Source organism: Kiloniella laminariae (genome assembly GCF_027214005.1).
In the GTDB taxonomy this organism is placed as follows: Bacteria; Pseudomonadota; Alphaproteobacteria; order Kiloniellales; family Kiloniellaceae; genus Kiloniella; species Kiloniella laminariae_A.
On sequence record NZ_JAPWGY010000001.1, the window covers coordinates 357,847 to 376,839 of the forward strand.

Annotated in this window: 18 protein-coding genes; 9 read left to right on the forward strand and 9 right to left on the reverse strand. The window is 52.9% G+C overall.

What is annotated here, in order from left to right; genetic code table 11:
• Positions 1-30: 30 nt before the first annotated feature.
• Positions 31-3,345 carry an AsmA-like C-terminal domain-containing protein gene (locus O4H49_RS01585; RefSeq protein ID WP_269421654.1) on the forward strand — a complete coding sequence of 1,105 codons (3,315 nt, stop codon included), beginning with the start codon at positions 31-33 and terminating at the stop codon, positions 3,343-3,345.
• A gap of 139 nt (positions 3,346-3,484) precedes the next feature.
• On the opposite strand, the gene tyrS is transcribed toward O4H49_RS01585, so the two are convergent.
• Positions 3,485-4,753: a tyrosine--tRNA ligase gene (gene tyrS / locus O4H49_RS01590; RefSeq protein WP_269421655.1), complete on the reverse strand. Its 1,269-nt coding sequence runs from the start codon at positions 4,751-4,753 to the stop codon at positions 3,485-3,487.
• A 371-nt stretch (positions 4,754-5,124) separates the two neighbouring features.
• Between tyrS and O4H49_RS01595 the strand changes: the two genes are divergently transcribed.
• Complete coding sequence (locus O4H49_RS01595) at positions 5,125-6,213, forward strand: anhydro-N-acetylmuramic acid kinase (RefSeq protein WP_419715201.1); 1,089 nt, start codon at positions 5,125-5,127, stop codon at positions 6,211-6,213.
• 41 nt (positions 6,214-6,254) lie between these two features.
• Here O4H49_RS01595 and O4H49_RS01600 read toward each other — a convergent pair whose 3' ends face one another.
• From O4H49_RS01600 to O4H49_RS01610, 3 genes are all read right to left on the reverse strand, one after another.
• Positions 6,255-6,812, reverse strand: coding sequence for a DinB family protein (locus O4H49_RS01600; RefSeq protein WP_269421657.1), 558 nt, complete (start codon positions 6,810-6,812; stop codon positions 6,255-6,257).
• A gap of 40 nt (positions 6,813-6,852) precedes the next feature.
• The gene (locus tag O4H49_RS01605; protein ID WP_269421658.1) at positions 6,853-7,107 is read right to left on the reverse strand and encodes a ParB N-terminal domain-containing protein; all 255 of its coding nucleotides are present in this window, start codon (positions 7,105-7,107) and stop codon (positions 6,853-6,855) included.
• A gap of 155 nt (positions 7,108-7,262) precedes the next feature.
• The gene (locus tag O4H49_RS01610) at positions 7,263-7,913 is read right to left on the reverse strand and encodes an alpha/beta hydrolase (protein ID WP_269421659.1); all 651 of its coding nucleotides are present in this window, start codon (positions 7,911-7,913) and stop codon (positions 7,263-7,265) included.
• A gap of 252 nt (positions 7,914-8,165) precedes the next feature.
• Between O4H49_RS01610 and cysE the strand changes: the two genes are divergently transcribed.
• The 6 genes from cysE (at position 8,166) to tenA (ending at position 13,213) form a co-directional block, all read left to right on the forward strand.
• A complete protein-coding gene (gene cysE, locus O4H49_RS01615; protein ID WP_269421660.1) occupies positions 8,166-8,927 on the forward strand; it encodes a serine O-acetyltransferase in 762 nt (253 codons plus the stop codon).
• Positions 8,928-9,012: 85 nt separating this feature from the next.
• On the forward strand, positions 9,013-9,483 hold the full coding sequence (locus tag O4H49_RS01620) for an Rrf2 family transcriptional regulator (protein ID WP_269421661.1): 471 nt from the start codon (positions 9,013-9,015) through the stop codon (positions 9,481-9,483).
• A gap of 167 nt (positions 9,484-9,650) precedes the next feature.
• Positions 9,651-10,787 carry a cysteine desulfurase family protein gene (locus O4H49_RS01625; protein WP_269421662.1) on the forward strand — a complete coding sequence of 379 codons (1,137 nt, stop codon included), beginning with the start codon at positions 9,651-9,653 and terminating at the stop codon, positions 10,785-10,787.
• A gap of 54 nt (positions 10,788-10,841) precedes the next feature.
• On the forward strand, positions 10,842-12,059 hold the full coding sequence (locus O4H49_RS01630; protein WP_269421663.1) for an aminotransferase class V-fold PLP-dependent enzyme: 1,218 nt from the start codon (positions 10,842-10,844) through the stop codon (positions 12,057-12,059).
• Between the two features lie 105 nt (positions 12,060-12,164).
• The gene (locus O4H49_RS01635) at positions 12,165-12,479 is read left to right on the forward strand and encodes a ferredoxin family 2Fe-2S iron-sulfur cluster binding protein (protein WP_269421664.1); all 315 of its coding nucleotides are present in this window, start codon (positions 12,165-12,167) and stop codon (positions 12,477-12,479) included.
• A gap of 53 nt (positions 12,480-12,532) precedes the next feature.
• The gene (tenA, locus tag O4H49_RS01640) at positions 12,533-13,213 is read left to right on the forward strand and encodes a thiaminase II (RefSeq protein ID WP_269421665.1); all 681 of its coding nucleotides are present in this window, start codon (positions 12,533-12,535) and stop codon (positions 13,211-13,213) included.
• 86 nt (positions 13,214-13,299) lie between these two features.
• On the opposite strand, the gene O4H49_RS01645 is transcribed toward tenA, so the two are convergent.
• Positions 13,300-14,559: a cation:proton antiporter gene (locus tag O4H49_RS01645; RefSeq protein ID WP_269421666.1), complete on the reverse strand. Its 1,260-nt coding sequence runs from the start codon at positions 14,557-14,559 to the stop codon at positions 13,300-13,302.
• Positions 14,560-14,710: 151 nt separating this feature from the next.
• Here O4H49_RS01645 and O4H49_RS01650 point away from each other — a divergent pair, with 151 nt between their 5' ends.
• Positions 14,711-15,076: a diacylglycerol kinase gene (locus O4H49_RS01650; RefSeq protein WP_269421667.1), complete on the forward strand. Its 366-nt coding sequence runs from the start codon at positions 14,711-14,713 to the stop codon at positions 15,074-15,076.
• A 32-nt stretch (positions 15,077-15,108) separates the two neighbouring features.
• Here O4H49_RS01650 and O4H49_RS01655 read toward each other — a convergent pair whose 3' ends face one another.
• Genes O4H49_RS01655 through O4H49_RS01670 form a run of 4 tightly spaced genes read right to left on the reverse strand, consistent with a single transcriptional unit; the run spans position 15,109 to position 18,965 of the window.
• Positions 15,109-16,104 carry an ABC transporter ATP-binding protein gene (locus O4H49_RS01655; RefSeq protein WP_269421668.1) on the reverse strand — a complete coding sequence of 332 codons (996 nt, stop codon included), beginning with the start codon at positions 16,102-16,104 and terminating at the stop codon, positions 15,109-15,111.
• On the reverse strand, positions 16,101-17,168 hold the full coding sequence (locus O4H49_RS01660; protein WP_269421669.1) for an ABC transporter ATP-binding protein: 1,068 nt from the start codon (positions 17,166-17,168) through the stop codon (positions 16,101-16,103). The genes O4H49_RS01655 and O4H49_RS01660 overlap by 4 nt, the downstream gene beginning before the upstream one ends.
• A gap of 1 nt (position 17,169) precedes the next feature.
• A complete protein-coding gene (locus O4H49_RS01665; RefSeq protein ID WP_269421670.1) occupies positions 17,170-18,027 on the reverse strand; it encodes an ABC transporter permease in 858 nt (285 codons plus the stop codon).
• On the reverse strand, positions 18,024-18,965 hold the full coding sequence (locus O4H49_RS01670; protein ID WP_269421671.1) for an ABC transporter permease: 942 nt from the start codon (positions 18,963-18,965) through the stop codon (positions 18,024-18,026). The genes O4H49_RS01665 and O4H49_RS01670 overlap by 4 nt, the downstream gene beginning before the upstream one ends.
• Positions 18,966-18,993: the final 28 nt, after the last annotated feature.

Consider the following 18,993-nt stretch of genomic DNA (forward strand, 5'->3'; position numbering starts at 1 on the left):
TTTCTCAAGGCGCGCGGAGCACCGTTTCGTATGATTCGTAAAACATCCCTGTTTTTTCTTGAAGCCCTTGCTGCCTTGCTTGTGCTCTCTGCAGTTATGGTCGGGATACTGATCTGGCGCCTGTCGTCTGGTCCGGTAACTCTGGACTTTCTGACCCCTTATGTGGAAGAGGCCTTCGTTGATGAAGAAAAAGGGCTGCGGCTGGATGTTGCCACAACCCAGCTGGCCTGGTTGCCGAAAGAAAGGGCTGTCGCGCTTCAGGTTGAGCGGGTCCGGATACTGGATGAAACCGACAGGGCGATTGCCGCCATCCCCTTGATGGGGATTGATCTCAATGTTGGGGCGCTGGCGCGTGGGAAGGTTGTCCCGACAGGTGTCAAGATTATTGGCCCCCGGCTTAATCTGGTTCGCGACCTCGACGGCAGAATTGAGATTGGCAGTGATCGTGCCAGTGCAGATACTTCGATAGCCGAGCCGAGGTTCGGGGATGTTCTGCCAGATGCCTTGAAAAATCTTATGGCTGAACGGACAGAAGGCCATCCCCTGGCCTATCTGGATCAACTTCAGATTCTCAGAGCCCGCATCCGGATCCAGGATAAAAAACTGGGATTGGTCTTTACCGTGCCAAATGCCGACATGACCATTCGCCGGGATAAACTGGGATTGTCCGGAGAGCTGGACTTTCTTGTTGATGTTGCCGAAGAAAAAGCAACCCTGAACGGTGCCTTTGTGTATGACAAGGATCTTCAGATTGTCGATCTGGCATTCCAGGTGACAGGGATACGTCCAACGACACTGGCCAAGCTGGATTCAGGCCTGTCCGACTTGTCCGAGGTTGATATCCCTCTGGCGGCTTCAGTCTCTACATCACTCAATCTTGCGGGAGAGTTCGGCCGCAGTCGTTTCGAGATTTCCGGTGGGCCTGGCAGTATCGCTCTGGCGAGTTTGTCTGTTCCCAAGCTGCCAGTTCAGGGCATGTTCCTGAAGGGGAGCTATAGCAAGGAAAGCCAGAAGCTCGTTGTTGATAATGCGGCAATCAATTTTGGTGAAGAAGGTGTTGCCGGGCCCCAGCTCTCTGTGGCGGGAAGTGTGTCGGGGCTGGACAGTGATATGCAGATTCTGGCTGGTGTGCGTGCGGTGGCTGTTCCGCTTGATGATCTCGCGCTTTACTGGCCAGAAATGATGGCGAGTGATGCACGCGAATGGGTGACCGAGAACATAAAAACCGGCCTGGCCGAAGAAGCTGTAATCAAGGCAGTACTGGAAATTCCCGGGGGTGATTTCGATAACACGAAACTGGTCTCGCTGGACGGCAGTATGAAGTACCGGGATCTTGATGTGCATTATCTGCGTCCTCTGCCTCCGGTCCGGAAGGTGGCGGGAACGGCAGATATTCGTGCCGACGGGCTGACGCTTTTTGCTGATGGTGGTGTGATCGAGGATATGTCTGTGCTGCCTTCTACCATCACCGTTTCCGGTCTGGATGTGGCCAATGAAAGCATATCAATCCAGACAGCTGTCGAAGGTCCGGTCAGGACGGCCCTGGAAATTCTCAACAGTGAAAACCTGCGTCTGGTAGACGAGCTTAACATCGATCCACAGGAAACGGCAGGGGAAGCTGCTGTCGCGGTTGATTTTGATTTTCTTTTGCTGAAAGACCTGAAGCTCAAAGACATCACCATTGATGTTTCTGCCGCAGTGAAAAATGCCCGGATTGGTAAAATCTATGACGGTTTGGATGCGACCGAAGGAGATCTTAAACTTAAGGTCACCGGCAAGGGGATGCAGGTCACAGGCCCGGTCAAACTTGCTTCTATACCGGTGAACATATCCTGGGATGAAAACTTTGGTAGCAATCCAAAGGTGCGAACAAAACTGAAAGCCGATTTTGCCTCGATCAATCCGGAAGGACTGTCTCAACTGGGTATTCCTGTCGCAGATTATCTGGCTGGCCCTGTTTCCTTGTCTCTGGCATTGGAAAATCGACCAGATGGAAATGGTGTGGTGCAGCTGGCTGCAAACCTGAAAGATGCCGAGCTGAACCTTGAAGGGCTGGCTTTTGAAAAAGCGGCCGGGACAGCGGGGAGTTTCAAAGCCGTTGTTATCCTGAAAGATGGTAAAGCCGTGAAGATCAACAGCTTTGATCTTGCTGCGGGGGAACTGGAGCTGAAGGAAGGGCAGGCGGAGTTGACCGATGGCAAGGTGCGAGAGGCTTTTGTCAGGCAATTCCAGTTGGAGAAAACACTGCTCAGTGATGTGGCCGTTGTCCTTGATGATGAGAAGCCCGAGATCACTATTGGCGGGGGAGTATTGGATACAACCCGGTTTATTGGTGATGATGAAGAACACGTTGCTGAACAGGCTGTTGATGCGGTTACTCCGGATCCGGGGATTGAACAGGTCGTGCCTGCTGTGCCTGCGACCGATCCTTTACAGGAAAAGCCTGCCAAGCCGATCAGGGTGACGGCACAACAACTTGATGCGATGTACATGGGGGAAAAACGGTTTTTCCGAAATGTGTCCCTGGTGGTTGACCGTGAAAGTGATGGCCTGAAACGTCTGCAGTTTACCGGGGAAGTACCTGAAGAACTCTGGCATGTTCCTGATAGTAAAGTTCTCGATCCGGAAAACAAGGTGACCCGTACAGTCCGGATTGATTACTTGCCACTGGAGAGTGGCCGTCAGGGATTTCGAGCTGAATCCAATGATTTTGGAGCCATGCTACGGGCCCTTGATGTACTGGATACTGTAGAAGGCGGGAGCCTGACAATTACCGGAGATGCCGAAAGCTATCGCAGTGCTGATCTGCTGTCAGGTAAACTTGATGTTCAGAAACTCAGGCTGGTTAAAGCTCCTGTTCTGGCCAAAATGCTCTCTGTTGCCTCTTTGACCGGGCCTGTGACCGCCCTGTCAACTGAAGGTATTGCCTTTGATGAACTGGTTGGGGATTTTACAGTCCAGAATGGTTTTCTGCGCAGCGACCTGATCAAGCTTTATTCTTCTTCCATTGGCCTGACGGCAAAGGGAGAAGTTGATACCAACAGGGATATTGTGGCCGCCAGAGGAACAATTGTTCCCGCCTACACGATCAACCGGATACTGGGCGGAATCCCCTTGCTGGGAACACTTTTGACTGGTGGTGAAGGCGAAGGAATCGTGGCCTTTAACTATAGCCTTGATGGAACCATGGAAAACCCGAAGGTCTCAATCAACCCGCTTTCGGGCCTTACTCCGGGGTTCTTGCGCAATATTTTTGGGACCGCAACACCAAGCACGGAAAAAAAGCAGAGCGGGGAAGAGGCTGAGGGTGAGGCTGGAAACCCACCTGTAACCCCGGAAAAATAAAGACCCTGTCCCTGTGAGGCTGAAAAAATCTGGAACAAAAAAGAGAAGGCGCGGATGAACGGCCTTCTCTTTTTTTATTCACTGTTACTGGCGAAAAAATTGTATTCCGAACTACAGGGCCATAGGCAGAGCAGTGATCTTACACGGGCTTAACCAGAATATGCCGTTTTTTACCCGCTGAAAGTTTGATTGACCCTTCGGCATTAAGATCCGCAAGGGAAATCGAAACCTGATCACTCTTGATCTGGCTATCGTTCAGGCGGGCACCACCACCCGCAATCAGCTTGCGTGCTTCACTGTTACTGCTGCAGAGACCGACATCCTTGAAGAGTACAAAAGCAGGCAAGCCTTCGGCCAGTTTGTTGCTCTCAATTTCAAAGCTTGGCAGATCAGCACTCATGCTGCGTTCTTCAAAAGCTTTGCGGGCAGTCTCGGCCGCAGAAAGAGCAAGCTGTTCGCCATGGCAGAGTTTCGTTGCTTCGGTGGCGAGGATTTTTTTCGCTTCATTGATTTCAGCGCCTTCGAGCTTTTCAAGACGGTGGATTTCGTCCTCGGAAAGTTCGGTGAAGAGGCGCAGGAAACGGCCAACATCGGCATCTTCTGTGTTCCGCCAGTACTGCCAGAAATCGAAAGCCGAGAGCCGTTCTTCGTTTAGCCAGACCGCGCCGCCGACAGTTTTACCCATTTTCACCCCTGAAGAGGTCGTCAACAGAGGGGATGTCAGGCCGTAAACTTCGTTCTGGTTAATGCGTCGTGTCAGGTCCACCCCGTTGACGATGTTGCCCCACTGGTCAGACCCACCCATCTGGAACAGACAGCTCTGGCGTTTGTTCAGCTCCATGAAATCATAGGCCTGGAGGATCATGTAGTTGAACTCCAGAAACGACAGGGATTGCTCGCGGTCGAGGCGCAGCTTGACGGAATCAAAGCTGAGCATCCGGTTGACGGAGAAATGCACACCGTAATCACGGAGGAATTCGAGGTAGTTGATGTTATCAAGCCAGTCGGCATTGTTGACCATGACAGCATCGGTTGGGCCACTGCCAAAGGTCAGGTATTTGGCAAAGACCTTTTTGATGCCATCCATGTTGTGCTGGATTTCTTCTACCGTAATCAGTTTACGCGCTTCGTCCTTGAAAGAGGGGTCGCCAACCTTGCTGGTGCCGCCTCCCATGAGAACGATTGGTTTGTGCCCGGTTTTTTGTAACCAGCGCAGCATCATGATCTGGACCAGGCTGCCGACATGAAGCGAGTCAGCCGTACAGTCAAAGCCGATATACGCGGCGACAGGGCCCTTGGTCATTTTGCTGTCGAGGCTGTCGATATCCGTACATTGATGAATATACCCGCGCGCGCTCAACTCACGCAGAAAATCTGAACGGAGGTGGGAAGTCTGGGGCGCAGTCATGGCAATCTCATCTGGTTCTGGAAAAGTTTCTGGTTACAACAGCAACAGCGATTGGAAGCAAGGTGTTGTCCTGATTGCTGTCACCGTCGCCGCTGGGATTTAGCATAAAGACAGAAGGGAGACAACGGAGCAACGACTAAAGCCCGAATGTGCAGCAAAAACAGATGGGAAAACAAAAGTAAAAATAAAACCAGAATAAAATCTGAGGTGGAAAATTATTTCACCTTTGGGCAGAACTCTGGCAAAACGGGGGCTTTGTATATCCTGTTGTCTGAACCCGAGAAATGATCTTTAAATCGCTGGGGGCCAGCTTGGGATTATAGTAGGGTGATCCTGAGATCGCCCGGCGATTGGTTCTGAAATATGAGAAAGTGAAGTTGATGACGCTTGGTGGTGATGACTGGTTATTGGGGCTGATGAGCGGTACCTCCATGGATGGTATTGACGCCGCACTGATCAAAAGTGACGGTTCCAGGGTTCTGGAGCAGGGGCCACGGATAACCTTGCCTTATGATGCGTCCCAGCGGGCTCTGCTGGAAAGTGTTATGGGGAATACCGCCGACTGTCAGGAAGTGGAAACCGCCCTCACGCATTGGCACCACCAGGCTGTATCCAGCTTGCTGGAGCAGGCCGGGCTTAAAGCCTCTGACGTTTCCTTGATCGGCTTTCACGGGCAGACAACCTTTCATGATCCCAAAAAAGCAGTTACCAGGCAGATCGGGGACGGCGCCCTGCTCGCCAAACTTTGCGGGATCGCCGTTGTGAATGATTTCCGCTCGGCAGATGTGGCAGCAGGTGGTGAGGGGGCACCCTTGGCACCTCTCTATCATCGGGCGCTGGCAAAAGATCTGGAGAAACCGCTGATGGTTCTCAATATCGGCGGAGTTTCCAACATCACGTTCCTTGGTCAGGATGAAACCGTTCTTGCCTGTGATACGGGGCCTGGAAACGGATTGCTGGATGACTGGATGATGAAGCATTTTGATATGCCCATGGACGAAGGGGGCAAGGTTGCTGCTTCTGGAACGCTCGATCCTCTGGTCTTGGCAGGATTACTTGATCATGGGTATTTTTCTGAGGCGCCTCCCAAATCTCTGGACCGATATGACTTTTCCCCGGAACTGGTCCAGGCTCTTAACCCGATGGATGGCGCGACGACATTGACCGCTTTTACGGCTGCTGCGGTGGCAAAGGTGCTTCCTTTCCTGCCGGAGCGCCCCAACCGTTGCCTTGTGACTGGAGGGGGGCGACGCAACCCCTTCATGATGGATCTGCTTACGCGGGAACTGGATATGCCGGTTGAGCCGGTTGAGGTTGTCGGATGGGACGGTGATGCGCTTGAGGCCCAGGCCTTTGCCTTCCTTGCCCGGCGCAGCCAGTTGGGATTGCCTTTGTCATTACCGACAACCACACGGGTTGCCGCACCTTGTAAGGGGGGCGTGTTACATCTCGCTTCGTGAGGTGAAAAAGTCCGATATTTATGGCGTGTTTAGGTCAGGGTTCAGCTCCAGATCTCCTTTTCACTGAATCCCAGCGCCCAAAAGTCATCTTCACGTGCGGCTTTTTCACTTTTGTCTTCAAGGAAAAATTCATCCAGTTGCGGGGGAGAGACACTGGTCTCGGAGAGCATGGCATGAACCTGGCCCCGATGGTGAATCTGGTGCTGGAAAAGATGGAGCAGGGTCCTGTCGATCCTCTCATGCTGCAAGCGTTTCCCATGAATAAGCAAGGTTTTCTTAGGCAGATCTTCAGCTGTAAGCTTTTTGCACAAGACTAACAGTCTATGATCTGCAGCTTTTTGTTCGCTTGCCAGCTCTGAAAACAGCGGGCAGGGAATTTCCGGATCAAAAGCACTATGTCCGATGCAATTACCTTCAAGAGCTGAAATATAAAACCAGTCTACGGTGAGAATATGGTTGAGTGTATGAAGAATTGATGGAAAAAATCCCGAACGTTTTGCAATAAGCTCTTTCTGGTCAAGTTGTTCACAGGCTTTCAGAAGCCGGTAATTGGCCCAGGCGTTGTTATAGGCACTGCTGCGATAGGGTTGAACCGGCATTTCTGGAGCGCCTTTTCACAATAGTGATGAACGGGCAAGACTAACGTTGCAGGGCCTGGACCACATAGGCAAAGATGGTTTCATCACCCAGTTCTTTTCTGGCTTCAAGTCTGTTGACGCCTCTGACCAGAACATACTTGTTTTTGTCCTTGCCCTTGCGAACCCGGATCGGCTCGACCTCGACTTCGTCAATGATGTTCTCGGCAAAGCTTTCTATTCTGGCCGGATCGCGTTCCTTGCGACGGTCTGCGGGGATATAAATATCGTCAATTTTTATGGCAACGGCCTTTAGCACTTGCGGTCTCTTTCATCTGGTTCAGGTCACTGTCATGACTGCTATCCTGTGGTAATCAGGATTGGTTGTCACGTTTTTCTGGCAAAAAAACACGCATAAAAAAGGCCGCGTGTTGCGGCCTTTTTCGAAATGGTGGGAAGAGTTATTCCACAGAGTTATTCTACAGGGGCAGTCAGGCGCTGGCTGACGTAATCCTGTATGTGGCTGTCGATGACTTCCATATGGTTTTCAAAATAATGCCCGGCACCCTGTTCGATACGATAGTCGATGGCGATACCTTTCTGGGCATTGAGTTTGTCGACCAGCTTGGCTGCGGCAGATTCCGGGACAACGTCATCCCGGTCACCCTGAATCACCAGACCTGAAGACGGGCAGGGTGCCAGAAAACTGAAGTCAAACATGTTGGCAGGCGGGGCAATAGAAACAAAGCCATCGATTTCCGGGCGGCGCATCAAAAGCTGCATGCTGATCCAGGCGCCAAAGGAAAAACCGGAAACCCAACACTGGCGGGCATTCGGATTGACACTCTGCAACCAGTCGAGCGCGGATGCAGCATCTGAGAGTTCGCCTTCACCATCAGCAAAACTGCCCTGGGAGCGACCAACGCCACGGAAGTTGAAACGCAGGACCGAGAACCCCATGGCCTTGAAAGAATTGAACATCGTGTAGACGATTTTGTTGTTCATGGTGCCACCATGCTGCGGATGTGGATGCAGCATCAATGCGATCGGGGCATTGGGTGTCTGGTTGTGAAAGTAGCGTCCTTCCAGACGTCCTTCCGGACCGTTCAAAATAATATCAGGCATGCAGTCGCGGTTTCCCTTTGTTGACTTCCAAGCTTTATTTCATTTACCGACCCGTCTAGACTTGTGGAGCCATACCCTTGCAGGTGGAGGGTTTCACGGTCGAAATCCGGGCTTCACTTGACCCCGGCGATCTGGATAATTATATCGCTTGGAAGGAAAAGTGTCATTTTTCACTCTTGTATATAATCCAGCACCCGCTCTGAGCCAAATACCTTTTTGCAGGAAAGTGAAAAGGACAGTAAAGGACGAACAATGTTCGACAGAATAAAAGCAGAGATTGATGCGACAATGGCACGAGATCCTGCTGCCCGATCCCGTCTCGAGGTTGTTCTCTGCTATCCCGGTTTTCAGGCTTTGATGTTACACCGCCTTGCCAATCGGCTCTGGAAAAGGGATTGGCACCTTTTGTCCCGCTGCATCTCCCATATCGGGCGGATCGTGACTGGCATCGAAATTCATCCCGGAGCCACGATCGGCAAAGATTTTTTTATCGATCACGGTATGGGGGTGGTTATCGGGGAAACCAGCCATATCGGCGACAATGTGACGCTCTATCACGGCGTGACACTGGGCGGGGTTGCCCCTAGTGTGGATTCTGATGCCCAGCGCGGGGTAAAGCGACACCCGACTCTTGAGTGTGGCGTTATTGTCGGGTCAGGCGCCCAGATTCTCGGGCCGATTACCGTGGCAAGGTGTGCCAGGATCGGTGCCAATGCTGTGGTGACCAAGGATGTGCCGCGCTGTGCGACTGTTGTGGGGATTCCGGGCAAGGTGGTGAACCCCAAACCGGCAGTGGTGGATGATCAGCCCTTTGTGGCCTATGGTACGCCAACGGGAGATATTCCTGATCCTGTTGCCCGTACACTGGAAGGCCTGTTGAATGAAGTCCAGTCCTTGCGGCAGCGTCTCAACGCGCTGGAAGGTCAGGAGGATTATCAGAAAAACCTGTTGCACAACAAAAGTGATGCAACGAAAACTGAAGAGCTGGTTAAAGAAAAGACCTCTGGCAAATGAACGGGTAGTCTGTCCGTTGCGTTTGGATCAAGGGTGACGAGAAAATCCTGATCGTATGATCGGTGAATGTTGGGAGTAAAAGGCCGTGAAACTGAGTACAAAGGGTCGCTATGCCGTCATGGCCATGGTCGATCTGGCGCTCTATGCCAACAAGCGTCCGGTGTCGCTTGCTGAAATAGCCGAGCGGCAGGAGATTTCACTTTCCTATCTTGAACAGCTTTTTGCCAAGCTGCGTCGCCGCAAGCTTGTACGATCGGTTCGGGGCCCTGGCGGTGGTTATATGATGGTCAAGGATGCCGGGAAAACACTGATCTCTGAAATCTTTGATGCGGTTGAAGAACCGATCAACACCAATGCCTGTGATCCGGAAAGCCCGATGGGGTGCCGCAGTGACAAGAGCCGCTGCATCACGCACAATCTCTGGCTGGGTCTGTCAAACCACATCTATCGCTACCTCAGCAGTGTTTCCCTGGCGGATGTGATCGAGCGTCGTATTGATCCAGCTTCGGAAAACTTCTTTTTTCCGGATCCCGGTGACGGAGTTGCTGCTCAATAGCCTGTAGCTATTCAATTGTTTACTGTCGGTGACAGGACTGACTTGCCTGATTTTTGTATTATTCTGTCGTAAATACCTGGATTTAACATTATCAGAAGTGTGGGCCGGTTCTCTGATCCTTTTCTCCGGGCCTGTTTTGGCTTCTCCCGTAACAGGGTTATTTGTGTATGCGCCGTTCTGTTTACCTAGACTATAATGCCACTGCCCCTGTCCGGCCGGAAGTGATAGAGGTTGTTGCTTCTGCCCTTGCCCGGACAGGAAATCCTTCTTCCATCCACGAATTTGGCCGTGCGGCCCGACGACTTGTCGAAGACGCCCGGGCCGAGATCGCGGCGCTGGTGGGCAGCAAACCCGCCCGCGTGGTCTTTACCAGCGGCGGAACAGAAGCAAACAATCTGGCGTTAAGAGGAGCAGGCCGGGAACGGGTACTGGTTTCGGCCATCGAACATGATTCGGTCCTGCGGGCCAGAGCCAATGTTGCAGAAATTCCGGTGGATAGAGCAGGCCAGATAGATCTGGCTGCGCTTGAACAGCTGTTAGGAGAAGATGGCAGCGATGTGCTGATCTCGGTCATGATGGCAAACAATGAAACCGGGGTGCTGCAGCCGATAACAGAGGTTGTGGCGCTGGCCCATGCCAAGGGGGCGCTGGTGCATTGTGATGCGGTGCAGGCAGCTGGCAAGGTTGCGATCAATTGCGAAGATCTGGGGGTGGATTATCTGACAATCTCCTCTCACAAGCTTGGCGGTCCCCAGGGGGCAGGGGCTCTGATCCTCGGCAAGGGACTGGAGATTTTACCCCAGCAGCTTGGTGGCGGGCAGGAACGGCGGCGGCGTGGCGGCACAGAAAATGTGGCGGGCATTGCCGGCTTTGGCCTTGCCGCGCGTCTGGCTTTGGACGGTCTTGCCGGGATGCAGGAAAAAGCTGTCTGGCGTGCAACAATGGAAACCAGGATTATGGCTGCGGCACCGCAGGCGCGTATTTTTGGCATGGACTTGCCCCGCGTCCCCAATACCACGACAGTGACAATGCCGGGTGTTCCGTCTGATACCCAGTTGATGGTGCTGGATCTGGAAGGTTTCGCTGTTTCCTCTGGCTCGGCCTGTTCCTCGGGGAAAGTACAGGCATCGCACGTTCTGCAGGCTATGGGGGCGGATGGAAAAACTGCGGGTGAGGCAATACGGATCAGCACCGGCTGGGCCAGTACACAGGAAGATCTGGAGCTTTTTACTGAAGCCTGGATTAATCTGTTCAAACGTAAAGGCACCCGCTCAAACGTACAGTCGTCCGCCGGGCAGGGCTGAGTTTCAAAAATACTAACACTGTGGGAATAGCAGCCCAGAGGCGGGGTGAGGCAAATGGTCAAAAACAAGAGCAGAGACAGAAAAGCCAACCGAACCGTGCGCCCAGTCTATCTGGATTATCAGGCAACCACCCCGACGGATCCGCGTGTGGTTGAGGCGATGCTGCCCTATTTCTATGAGAGCTTTGGCAATCCCCATTCTGTTGATCATGCCTATGGCTGGGAAGCAGAAGAAGTCGTGGATCGCGCCCGGCAGGAAATAGCAGGTCTGATCGGGGCCGACCCGCGCGAGATAATCTTTACGTCCGGAGCAACAGAATCAAACAATCTGGCCATCAAGGGGGTGGCGCATTTCCAGCGGAACAATCCGGCGGGTGGTGGGAAATCCCCGGCACGAAACAGGATTGTCACGACTGTGATTGAGCATAAGTGCGTTCTCGAATCTGTTGCCCGGCTTGAACGGGAAGGTTTTGAGGTCATACGACTGCCCGTTGATACCAGCGGGTTGCTTGATCTGGATCTTCTGACCGAGACGGTAACCGATAAAACGGCGCTGGTGTCGGTCATGGCAGTGAACAACGAAGTTGGTGTGATCCAGAACCTGCAGCGTATCGGCGAGATCTGTCGTGCTGCCGGGGCAAAGTTCCACAGTGATGCGGCCCAGGCCGTGGGCAAGATCCCTCTGGATGTGGCGGCGATGAACATCGACCTCATGAGTATCTCGGGTCACAAGATTTATGGACCCAAAGGTATCGGGGCATTGTATGTTCGCCGTCGTCCGCGGGTTCGTCTCGAAGCCCTGATGGATGGTGGCGGGCAGGAACGCGGTCTGAGATCTGGCACCTTGCCGACCCCGCTTTGCGTTGGCTTGGGTAAGGCCTTTGCCCTTGCTGCTGAAGAGATGCAGGAAGAAAGTAAACGTCTGGCGATCCTGTCACAGCAGTTGTTTGGTGAACTTTCAGCTAAACTTGATGGCGTTCAGATCAATGGCGACACTCAGCAACGTATTCCGGGAAATCTTAATCTCTCTCTGAACGGAATTTCTGCTGGTGACCTGATCAGGGAGGTTCCTGGATTGGCCCTGTCCATGGGATCGGCCTGTTCTTCTGCGGAACTGGAGCCATCTTATGTTCTTAAGGCTTTGGGATTAAATGAGGAACAGGCGAATTCCTCTTTACGTATCGGCCTTGGGCGCTTCACCACGGATGCAGATATCCGTCAGGCCGTTGAATTGCTGGTCGAGGCCGTCGGGCGATTGCGTGCAAAAAACTGACGGACAGGAGAAGAAAAAGCGCTTCACAAGCCGCCCTTTGGCTGCGTATATAGGCGGAAACACCGTACCAGCCGGTTTTTTGCTGTATTTGTCGGGAGATGGCCAATGCCGAAAATGACTTTTGTTGAGCGTGATGGTGCCGAGCGTGAAGTTGATGCGCCTCTGGGACTGTCGGTTCTGGAGATTGCCCAGCGCAATAACGTGGATATTGAAGGTGCCTGTGAGGGTTCGCTCGCCTGTGCCACCTGTCACGTGGTGATTGACCCTTCCTGGTTTGACAAGCTCGAAGCTGTATCCGAAGACGAGGAAGACATGCTTGATCTTGCTTTTAATCTGACCCAGACTTCGCGTCTGGGCTGTCAGTTGATCATGAGTGAAGAGCTGGATGGACTGAAAGTCAAATTGCCGGAAGCAATCTGATATACTTTTAACCCTGCCTTTTTCGCTCTACCTGCCGAGAAGAATTCCCTGCGATGTCCTTCTATGAAGATCTGAAAGCTGCTTGCCCGGATGAATGGGCGTCCTTTGTCTATCATCCTTTTGTCCAATCACTGGGTGAAGGCTCCTTGCCCCGGGAATCTTTTCGCCATTACCTGACACAGGACTATCTGTTTTTGAAACATTTCAGCCGTGCCTATGCGCTGGCAGTGTTCAAAAGTGACAATCTTGAAGACATGCGTCAGGCGGCAGCAACAATGAATGCTTTGCTCAACGAGGAAATGGAACTCCATATCAGCTATTGTGCGCAATGGGGCATCTCTCAGGAAGCGCTTGAATCCGAGCCGGAAGCAACAGCGAACCTTGCCTATACCCGCTTTGTGATCGATCAGGGGCTCTCCGGGGATCTGCTCGACCTGCTGGTGGCGCTAACTCCTTGTGTGCTTGGTTATGCCGAAATTGGTTCCCGCTTGTTCGAAGAACATATCGCTGATCTGGAAAACAATCCTTATCGCCCCTGGGTCGAGACCTATTCCGGCAGTGACTATCAACAGCTTGCCGGAAACTCCTATGGTCGGCTGGAACGTATCGCGCTGGCCCGTCTGGGGGAAGATTACCGTTCCTCGGGACGCTGGCAGCAGCTGTGCAAGACCTTTGCCACCGCGACCCGTCTGGAAGCCGGTTTCTGGGAAATGGGCCTGACCCGAAGCATGTGATTTCTGGTTGGGCAGACAGAGTGAAAAACCAGTGTATAGAAAGAAGGCAGCCTGTTGGCTGCCTTCTTTCGTTGGAGAACATTGTGTTATTTCACAAAAATCTCGACCACTTTTTTTACTGTTAGCCCCTGGACAATAATGGAAAAAATTACCACGCCATAGGTAATGGCAAGCAGGGGTTCTTTTTCCGGAACGTTGGGCAGGGCAAGCACAAGGGCAACGGATATCCCGCCGCGCAGGCCCCCCCAGGTCAGAACCGCAATGGCTCCCGGGGTGTATTTTTCCCTGAGGCTGAGCAGGCTGATCGGCAAACCGACAGAGATAAAACGGGCGAAGAGGACCAGAGGAATCATGATCAGGGTTGCCATGATGGTGCCAGAGGTTTCGGTGATGGCAAGAATCTCGAACCCGATGATCAGAAACAGGGCTGCATTGAGAATCTCATCGAGCAGGGTCCAGAATTTGTTGACGTGATCACGGGTTTCTTCGCTCATGGCAAAGTGCATACCCTTGTTGCCAATCAGCAAGCCAGCGACAACCACGGCAATGGGCCCGGAAAAGTGCAGGGCATAGGAAAGGCTGTAGCTGACCATAACCAGTGCCAGGGTGATCAGGACCTCAAGGGAATATTCGTCAATGCTTTTAAGGGCACGATAGGCAATCCAGCCAAGCAAAAGTCCAAGCAGGGCACCGCCACCAGCTTCGAGCACAAACAGCTGGGCGATCTCTGTTGCTGTGATACCTTCGCCCCCATTCGATGATTGGGTGGCAATAGCAACCAGAATGGTAAAGACCACCACGCCAACGCCGTCATTAAACAAACTCTCTCCGGCGATCTTGGCCTTGAGTGATCTGGGAACCGAGACTGTCTTGAGAATGCCAAGTACCGCAACCGGGTCGGTCGGAGCAATCAGGCTGCCAAAAATCAGACAGTAGATCAGGGGCAGTTCCAGGCCGATCTGTGGCATCAGATAAAACATGGCGATGCCGATAACAAAAGTAGAAATCAGCACCCCCAGTGTGGCCATTAAAGTGATGGCATACTTGCGCTGGAGCAGGTCATCGATATCAACATGAAGGGCCCCGGCAAAAAGCAGAAAACTGAGCATCCCTTTCATCAGGGTGTCGTGGAAATCAATCTGGGCAAGCGAGAGATGAACAGCGGCCTGGATGCCGAGAGTTGGGAGCAACTGGTCAAGCAACATGACGATAATAGAAGCTGCCAGAGCGATAACCACCAGGCCAATGGAGATGGGCATACGCAGCCAGCGATGATTGATATACCCAAAAAATGCGGCGAGGGTTATGGTGATGGCGGCAATATTAAACAGGGAGAGTGTCTGCATCGTGGGTATGGAAATCCGGAAAATCAGGTAGAGGAAATCGGGTTAGAGCTTATAGCAGAAGTTTTTCCTGTGCAGAAGCTTTGGCTGGACAGGGTTCGTGTTTCCACCTATCTGGTTTGACATAACAGATAACACAATCGGGAACCGGGATATGGCTATTACAGACTTTGCAGCGATCGGGCGCGCTTTTCGGGTCAGTTGTAAAGGGCTCTCGCATTGTCTTCGGCACGAACGGGCGGTTCAGCAGGAGGCCGTCTTGTTTATTCTGTTGACACTGGTTGCAGCTTTTCTGGCAGAGAGCGCCTGGCACTGGTTGCTGTTAACGGCTCCGTTGATTCTGATACTGATTGTTGAAGTTCTTAATACGGGGCTTGAAGCTGCAATTGATCGTATTGGTCCAGAGCATCATGAGCTTTCTGGATTGGCCAAGGATTGTGGTTCAGCTGCTGTCTTGCTTTCCATGCTGCTGGCGGGTCTGGTTTGGGGCGTTTTCCTGTTCGAGCGTTTTTTCAGGTGAGCTTGTCAATACTGCGGGGTTGGCTCTTTTGCTCAGGCGAGTGTAGCAGCATGGTGGCAGGCGATCTCTCCATGTCCTTCGAATTTTTTTAACAGCGGTTTCTCCTGACGACAGATTTCTGTGGCGTGGGGGCAGCGACCATGGAACGCACAGCCAGGCGGGATGTTCATCGGGCTTGGCAATTCTCCGCTGAGAGGCGGTATGCTGGTCTTGTGATCGGGATCGATCGAGGGAGCCGCATTGAGCAGGGCGCGGGAATAGGGATGGACAGGGCTGGAGAAGACACTGTCAGAGGCACCAATCTCGACAATGGAACCAAGGTAAATTACCGCCACCCGATGTGACACATGCCGGACCAGCCGAAGGTCGTGGGCAACAAACAGGATCGTCAGACCCAGGCGATCCTGAAGATCCAGCAAGAGGTTGACCACCTGCGCCTGCACCGAGACATCCAGCGCGGAGACCAGTTCATCGGCGATCAGGATTTCCGGTTCAACACTCAACGCCCGGGCGATAGCAACACGTTGGCGTTGTCCCCCGGAAAACTCGTGAGGCAGCTTTCCAGCCGCATCACGGGGAAGGGAGACAAGATCAAGCAATTCGTCGATCCTGTCCGGGATTTCGGCTTCCGGGCGCATCTTATGAACGGAAAGTGCTTCGTGTAGAACCTGACCGACGGTCATACGGGGGTTCAGCGATGAATAGGGGTCCTGAAACATCATCTGGACACGGCGGTTGTAGTCACGTTGCTCTGCTCTGGTTTTATGAGAGACGTTCTGGTTATCAAACAGAATTTCCCCGCCTTGAGGAGGGTACAGTCCGACAAGACAGCGGGCCAATGTTGACTTGCCACAGCCGGATTCACCGACAACACCAAGAGTTTCTCCCCGTTCAAGATGGAGGTCGATGCCGTTGAGGACCTTGATAAAGCGGGGTGCACGGCGCAACAACAGATCGACAAGTGGCGGATTTGTCTTGAAGTGATGGGTCAGGTTTTTGACCTGAAGCAGAGGCTGGGTGTCAGTCACTGTGAATTTCCCGACAGAAAATTTTGTGGGTTAAAGCAGGCCAGAGCGACTTTTTCACTGGTCTGGAGAAGATCAGGTTTTTCTTCTGAGCAACGAGGTGTTGCCGCAAGACAGCGTGGCGCAAAGCAGCAGCCAGAGGGACGGTTGCCCAACCCGGGGGGAATTCCGGGGAGAGAATAGAGTTCGCTGCGCGGAGGTACATTTTCGGGTACAGAACGCAACAGGCCAATCGAATAGGGGTGCCGGGGATTGCGCAGGATATTTCGCACCGGGCCAACTTCGACCAGTCTTCCCCCATACATAACAGCGATGCGATCACAGGTCTGTGCCGCGACGCCAAGATCGTGGGTGACCATGATGACAGACATGCCCATTTCGCGAGAGAGCGCGAGGATGAGATCAAGGATCTGCTGCTGGATCGTCACATCCAGGGCGGTGGTCGGTTCATCTGCCAGCAGAAGTTCCGGTTCCGAGGCCAGGGCTATGGCGATCATGACACGTTGGCGCATTCCGCCTGAGAATTGATGCGGATAGTCACCAAGGCGTGCTGCGGCAGAGGGAATGCCGACCAGATCCAAAAGCTCGATGGCTTTTTTCTTGCGCTCTGTCCGATCGAGCTTTGTGTGGGCTTTGAGGTTTTCGGTAATTTGCAGACCGACAGTCAAAAGAGGGTTGAGTGAAGACATTGGCTCCTGAAAGATCATCGCGATTTCCCGGCCGCGAATTTTCTGTAATGCCCGGTTGGTGAGGGTGTTCAGATCTTGTTTTTTCCAGAGAATTTCTCCCTCAACCTGGCCATAACGCTTGGTCAGGCCGAGGATAGAGCGCAGAGTGATGCTTTTTCCTGACCCGCTTTCGCCGACAAGCCCGAGAATTTCACCGGGCTTTACCGCAAAGGATACCTTGTCAATCGCCAGCAGACTGGATTGACCATGACCAAAAGACATGGAGAGATTGCGAACTTCGAGCAACCCGGGGGGATTGGCACTTTCCGGGTCGGTTGCTGCCGCTCCGTTTTGTGTCTGCCCGGCCCCTGTGGCTGGGTCTGATGAATAGTGGCGCATGTTATCCTCTTGGTCTGAGCAGATCGGCGATGCCGTCACCAACCAGCGAGAAGCCAAATCCGGTAATGACAATGGCAATGCCAGGCATCAGGCTGAGCCACCATGCCGTGGTAATAAAGTTCCTGCCTTCGGCAATCAGTACGCCCCATTCCGCTTCTGGTGGCTGGGCGCCAAGACCCAGATACCCCAGAGAGGACCCAAGCAGAATGGCAAGAGCCATATCGGTCATCCAATAGACGATGACAGGGGTAATGGCGTTGGGCAGGAGGTGGCGGAAAATAATCCGGCTGTCAGAATACCCCATAACCTTGCCGGCAGAGGCATAGTCATTGGCCATCTGTGCCATGATTTCCGCCCGCATCAACCGGGCATAATAAACCCAGCCGACAAGGGTAATGGCGATGTACATATTGATCAGGCCAGGGCCGAGCACGGCGACAACGGCGATAACGAGCACAAGAAAGGGAAAGGTGATGATGGCATCAACACACCGTCCGAAAATGATATCGGCAACTCCGCGGTAATAGCCGACAACCGCCCCGACCAAAACGCCAGTGATCAATGAGAAGATCGTGGCGAGAAAGGCCATCTGCATGTTAACCGAATAGGCCCAGATCACTCTTGAAAGGGTATCGCGACCCAGATTGTCTGTGCCAAAGAGGTGTAGGGCTGTCGGCGGTGACTGGAGGGCTGTGAAATCAAATACATTGGGGTCATAGGGGGCAAAGAAAGCGGGAAACGTCGCCAGTATCAGAGAAAATCCGAGAATGGTCAGTCCGGCGATAAAACCGGGTTGTAACCCTTGAAGACGTTTGAAAAAGCTGAAGCGTTTTTTTCGGGCAAGTGATGCATCTGTCATGATGGGCGAAGCCTTGGGTCCAGCCAGGACTGGATCATGTCTGTGAGAAGAAAAACAAGCGATACCAGTACAGCAAAGGTCAGGGTCAGCCCCTGGATGAGGGGATAGTCGCGGGCAAAGATGGCATCCAGCATCAGCCGACCAACACCGGGGACAGCAAAAACCGTTTCTGTTACCAGGGTGCCACTCATGAGATTGCCAATAGAGAGACCAAGTAATGTCACGGTTGAGACGAGGGCATTCCGAAGCACATGACGGCGAAGGATCAGTCCTTCAGACAGGCCTTTGGCCCGGGCAAACTGGACATACTCTGCATCAATGACCTCAATGATCGAAGAGCGCAGGTTGCGCATGATGATCGCGGAGGTATAGAGGGCGACGGTCAGAGCAGGCAGGAGCAAGTGATACATGTGCTGCCAGAAAGTCTGACCATAGCCTCCGACCGGAAACCAGCGCAGGAACGCGGCCAGAAAAGTAAGAAGCAGCAGGCCGATATAAAAGACCGGCGTAGAGAGGCCGACCTGGAACAGTCCACGAATTATGATGTCTGCCCGCTGGTTTTTGTTCAGGGCAGCAATTGCGGCTAGCGGCCCAGCAATCAGAAGGGAAAAAAGCACGGCATAAAGTGTGAGGAACACAGTGACAGGCAGACGTTCCAGTATCACGGTTGCAACGGGAGCCTTGAGCAGGATTGACTGCCCGAGATCTCCTGTGAGGACATTGCGAACGAAATAGAAAAACTGGGTCCAGAGTGGTTCATTCAGGCCAAGGCGCTGTCGCAAGGCCTCGAGCTGGGCTTCTGTTGCTTTGGCATCGGCCATGGCGATAGCTGGATCACCGGGCAACAGCCGGACCAGCAGAAAAATGATGACCATCACCAGAATAAAGGTGGGAATCATCTGTAACAGACGCGACAAGAGATAGGTGATTGAAGACACAGTTTTGTCTCGCAGTGCAGGCAGGTGC